Origin of the sequence: Ruminococcus sp. CAG:379 (genome assembly GCF_000434255.1) — a bacterium.
Lineage (GTDB): Bacteria > Bacillota > Clostridia > Oscillospirales > Ruminococcaceae > Ruminococcus_F > Ruminococcus_F champanellensis.
This window is the reverse complement of sequence record NZ_FR894909.1, coordinates 40,354-45,083: the sequence shown is the minus strand read 5'-3', so window position 1 is coordinate 45,083 and position 4,730 is coordinate 40,354. Positions and strand designations below refer to the sequence as shown.

Below are 4,730 nucleotides of genomic sequence, written 5' to 3'. Positions count from 1 at the left end.
TTACAGACTTTTTTTCAGAGGCTCGCGTGGAAACGGCGCAGCCCTCCTGGCGGATGTCCAGTTGAAATCTGCCCCCGTGGCTCTGGGCGATGCTTTGCAGGATCTTCAGCCCGTAGCCGTGCCCCGGCTCCTGCTTGGTGGTTTTTTGAGGTGCTTTGGCGGAATCGCTTTGGGGCTTGCAGCTGTTCTCCATCCGCAGCATATAGGTCTGCCCCAGTGCTTTCCCCTTGATCTCAATATAGCGGTAGCTGCTGCTGGACTGCTGACACGCCTCAATGGCATTGTCCAGCAGATTGGAAAACAACCCGCACAACTCATAGTTGTTCAGCTCCAGCTGCTGGCTGTCCTGGAGGATGCACTGGGTTTCGATGCCCAGATTCCGGGCGGCGTTGGTCTTGATGGTCAGAACCACGTTGATGATGGGCGTACTGCAAAAGGAGATGAGCTTTGCGCCCCGGGTGCTGCTGCCACAGCTGTGCAGCAATGCTCTGGCTTCCTCCACTTGCTGATTGTCCAGCATGCACTGGATGGATTGGATCTGGTTGTTATAGTCGTGCCGGATCCGGGACGCCTCCTCAAACTGCTCTGTTGCCAGAAGGTAGTACTGGTAGGTGTTCTGCATTTCCAGCTGCAGTCCCTGCAGCTCCACCTCCTTGATCCGGAAATCGTGCTGCCGGAGAAAGTAAAAGTACTGCTGGATCACCTGGATCAGCAGCAAAAGCTGAAACGCCTGGAGACACAGTAGCTTTGCAGTGGTAAGATGGTTCCAGTCCAGATACGTAAAACAGATCTGGAATCCACAATGCGCAGCTATGATAAAGAAAATAGAGCAAAGGTAGCGGATCCGGTATCTGTCCTTTTTGAGCCGCAGCACAATGGCGATGCCTACATACAGCAGGATCATTTCGTCCAGTGTCAAGATCTTTCCGACCAAGGTATACACTGTGTAGCCGTTCATGTCCGCCATGCTGAGTCCGAAAAGTCCGCATTGCACGGCGAGTATGGACAATTCTCCGATCAGGGCGGTGACGATCAGGATCCCCAGCAGAATCAGCCGCTTTTTGACGCTTTCCTTGCAGAGCCACAGCCAGCTGCCCAGCAGAAACAGGGTATCAAAGGTGGAAACGATGGGACCTCCCTGGGGAAGACCCATGCCGAACACCAGGATAGTATGCTCCAGGATTAGAACGGTGTCGATGATGACATTTGCTTTCAGAAATGACCCCCGGAAGGTTCCGTATTCCCGCAGGAAAAAGAGTACCGTTAGCTGATCCGCCACGCAGGACAGAATGGAAAATATGTAGGCAGCCATATATCATGCTTCTTTCTTTTGGCAGCATTGCGCAGGAATGTGCGGTGCTGCCTTTATAGTTTGTCGGACGTGAACCGGAAGAACGCATTCTCTACATCCTTGAAGCGGCGCTGACTGATCAGAATGGATTTTCCGTTGTGGAGGATCATCTCATACCGACGCAGTTCCCGGATATGGTTCATGTTGATGTAGTAGCTCACATGACACCGGACGAAGCAGGAAGGCAGGAACTGTTCAATTTCAGCGATGCTGTAATGGGAGGAAAACAAGGGCGCCGGCTTTCGACCTACGTAATAATCATCGTAAAACTGGGTGCGGCGGTTTTCATTTTCAATGAATACCACATCCACCGCCGGCAGGGAAACCAGCTTGTTGTCAGCTTCCCGGATATGGATCATGGGTCGGAGAATGGGCAGATGGTGGTTGATATTCAGCACCACCCGTGCTACCTTTTCCGGGGTAAAGGGCTTGGTGATAAACCCGGAGGGCATGACGGAAAACACGTTTTCCCAGTACTGGGCATAGGCAGTGATAAACACGATCAGGCACAGAGGATAGTGTCGTTTGATGTATTCGGCAAAATGGATGCCGTTTTCATCGTGCTCCAGTCGGATATCCTGGAACAGCACGGCGGTGTCCCCGGACAACTGCCGGATTGCATCCGCCTCCGTGGAGGCTGTCCGGATGTCCTGCTCGGTATTATTGGGATCGGACAGCAAAAGCGTGCGCAACTGGGCACAATGTGTCAGGTCGTCATCGTAAATCAGATACATGATTGGCTCCAATGGTATATAGGCAACGTGCCGCAAGTTCTTTGCGGTGTTGCCTGTAGTTTTGATATTGCATCCTGCCGGGTGCGTTATTTTCATTGTAGCATATTTGTCGAATTTGGTCAACGGCGGCAGTTTGGGCCAGTGTACATTTTGCAGAAAAACGTATACATTCTGCATTTGCCGTTGACGAGGCAGGGGTTTGAGGGTATAATAAAAATAAGCACTGCTATACTGTTTTACCTGCGCATTCGCCAGTTGAATATCTAATTAACAAAAAAGGAGGGAAGCACATGAAGGAAGCCTATGCACAGCCGGAGCTGGAGATCGTTGCGTTTTCCTGTGAAGACATTATTACCACCAGCGATCCTTTTGACCCGGATGAGAACGAATTGCCAGTTATGAAGTAAAACGAAAGGAGTGTGTTCAGAATATGAACAAACATGTAAAACGAATGCAAAGTGCAGCCATCTGCGCCGCCCTGCTGTGGAGCGCTGGTGCGTACCCCCTGGCAGAGGGTGTGAAGCCCCTGCTGACAAGTATAACGGCTTATGCGGAGGATGGAACGCTGGCGAACGGACTGCACTACCGAATCAACGATGGTGCAGCAATCATAGACGGGTACACCGGTTCTGAAAAATCCCTTGAGATTCCGAGTGAAATTGATGGGTATCCGGTAACCCAGATTGGTTGGAGTGCGTTTTCCGGCTGCACCAGTCTTACCTCCATCACCATTCCATACGGTGTGGTCAGTATTGGTTGGAAGGCTTTTTTCGGCTGTACCAGTCTTACCTCTATCACCATTCCGGAGAGTGTGACCTACCTTGGATGGAAAGCCTTTTCTGGCTGTGCTAGTCTAACCTCCGTCACCATTCCGGGGAAGTGTTACTAGTATTGGAAGCAGCGCATTTTCCGGCTGTACCAGTCTAACCTCCATCACCATTCCGGGGAAGTGTTACTAGTATTGGAAGCAGCGCATTTTCCGACTGTACCAGTCTAACCTCCATTACCATTCCGGATAGTGTAACACGCATTGATAGTTATGCATTTTCCGGCTGCACCGGTCTCGAGCTGATTACGATTCTTAACCCGGCATGTGAGATCTATGACGACAATACCACACTTAGCGATTCCGCCGTGATTATGGGCTATCAAAACTCCACTGCGCAAAAATATGCGGAAGAAAACAACAGGGCATTCGAGCTTATAACACAGGGGGATGAGGCTGCCGGTGCGCAAATTTGGGGATGCACCATGACTCTGGGGGAACAGCTTACTTTGAATTATCAAGTACATCTGACTGCGGAAACTGCAAGCGATGCCAACGCCTACATGCTGTTTATTTTGCCGGATGGCAGCATCCAGCGAGTCCCTGTTGCCGATGCGAAAATCAATGCAGATGACTTGTACGTTTTCCCCTGCTCCTTCCCGGCTCGGATGATGAACCAGCAGATCTACGCCCGGCTTGTAACCAGTGATGCCAACAGTGATTTCCATGGTTATTCCGGTGCGAAATATCTGGAAACAGTTGCAGCGGATTCCAGTAACGAGGCGGCGCAGGAATTGGCGCAAAAGACCCTGGATTACGGCACCTATGCAGAGGCGTATTTTGACAAAAATGCAGCTGCTGTGCCGGAAGACAACGAGATGCGGAACACAACGATTTCGGCGAAGCCGGTGCGGATTGACGGTGATCTGCCGGAGGGCATTGCATACTACGGTATGAGTCTGCTGTTGCGGGATCAGGTAGCGGTGCGTTTGTATTTTGATGTGGACGATTCTGTGCATGCAAGTGCCTATGGCTTAACGCATAAGGAAGGTACTTACTATTATCTGGACACCCCTGTTTCTGCGGAAAATCTGTTGAACGAGCAGACCGTGAATATAGGATCTGCAAGCATCACCTTCAGTTCCATGAGTTATGCGTCGCTGGCGTGCAGCAGTTCCTCTGACGAAAAGCTGCAGGCAACGATGAAGTCCCTGTATTTGTATGCCAAGGCTGCACAGGAGTATCAGGAATATTTGGATCCGTTTCCGCAGGGAAGCGCCTGGAGAGTGAAAGCTGGATGCTCCTTTGTGGTTGAACTATATCCTTCCAGTGAAGGATATATGAATGCCACAGAAGGGTATGTGATTACCATTTTAGGTACGTACAATGGTTCATCCTGTGAAGTAGCTGTCTCAGAAAGGTTTGGCGCGGCTGTGAAGTACGGGAGGATCATAAATTTAAGTGTGGAGGATAAAGAATTCCTAACACGCTTGGAGGAGTAATTGCTGCAAAGTCCCCTGCCGGATTTGATTTCCCGGTGGGGAGGCTTTTTCCGGCTGTACCGGATTGACCATGTTGATATCTCCTTCTTCTGTCAGTGTGCTGGAGGATATCAAAAAACAAGCCAGGCATACGCCTGGCTTGTTTTTATGCTTCGATTTGCTTTCCAAGAAACTGGGCGGCTGCCGTAATCAGACTCACCTGCAGCTCGGAGGGGGACTTGCCGTCTCCCAGGAATGCCACCGCCCCGGTCACATCTCCGGAGGTGAAAATAGGCTGACAGGCGATGGCGCTCTTGTCAATGCCCTCCACCGAGAAAAAGGTCTGCTCCGGCTTGCCTGCATAGCTGCGTCGGTTTTCCATCAGATCCTCCAGCGCC

At 51.0% G+C, this 4,730-nt stretch carries 5 protein-coding genes and 1 pseudogene; 3 read left to right on the top strand and 3 right to left on the bottom strand.

Features of this window, described 5'->3' with window-relative positions; translation table 11 throughout:
- A partial coding sequence (locus tag QVO51_RS07750) for a sensor histidine kinase (protein WP_288168015.1) occupies positions 1-1,312 on the bottom strand: 1,312 nt, incomplete at its 3' end.
- Positions 1,313-1,365: 53 nt separating this feature from the next.
- Entirely contained in the window at positions 1,366-2,085 is a 720-nt protein-coding gene (locus QVO51_RS07745) for a LytR/AlgR family response regulator transcription factor (protein ID WP_022357929.1), read from the bottom strand.
- 430 nt (positions 2,086-2,515) lie between these two features.
- On the opposite strand from QVO51_RS07745, the gene QVO51_RS07740 reads away from it, so the two are divergent.
- The 3 genes and pseudogenes from QVO51_RS07740 to QVO51_RS07730 all read left to right on the top strand — a co-directional run bounded on the left by QVO51_RS07740 (position 2,516) and on the right by QVO51_RS07730 (position 4,353).
- A complete protein-coding gene (locus QVO51_RS07740; RefSeq protein WP_022357927.1) occupies positions 2,516-2,974 on the top strand; it encodes a leucine-rich repeat domain-containing protein in 459 nt (152 codons plus the stop codon).
- 71 nt (positions 2,975-3,045) lie between these two features.
- Positions 3,046-3,111, top strand: a pseudogene (locus QVO51_RS10915) (hypothetical protein); the annotation flags it as partial.
- A 249-nt stretch (positions 3,112-3,360) separates the two neighbouring features.
- Positions 3,361-4,353, top strand: coding sequence for a hypothetical protein (locus QVO51_RS07730; RefSeq protein WP_288168014.1), 993 nt, complete (start codon positions 3,361-3,363; stop codon positions 4,351-4,353).
- 145 nt (positions 4,354-4,498) lie between these two features.
- On the opposite strand, the gene QVO51_RS07725 is transcribed toward QVO51_RS07730, so the two are convergent.
- A partial coding sequence (locus QVO51_RS07725) for a stage V sporulation T C-terminal domain-containing protein (protein ID WP_288168013.1) occupies positions 4,499-4,730 on the bottom strand: 232 nt, incomplete at its 5' end.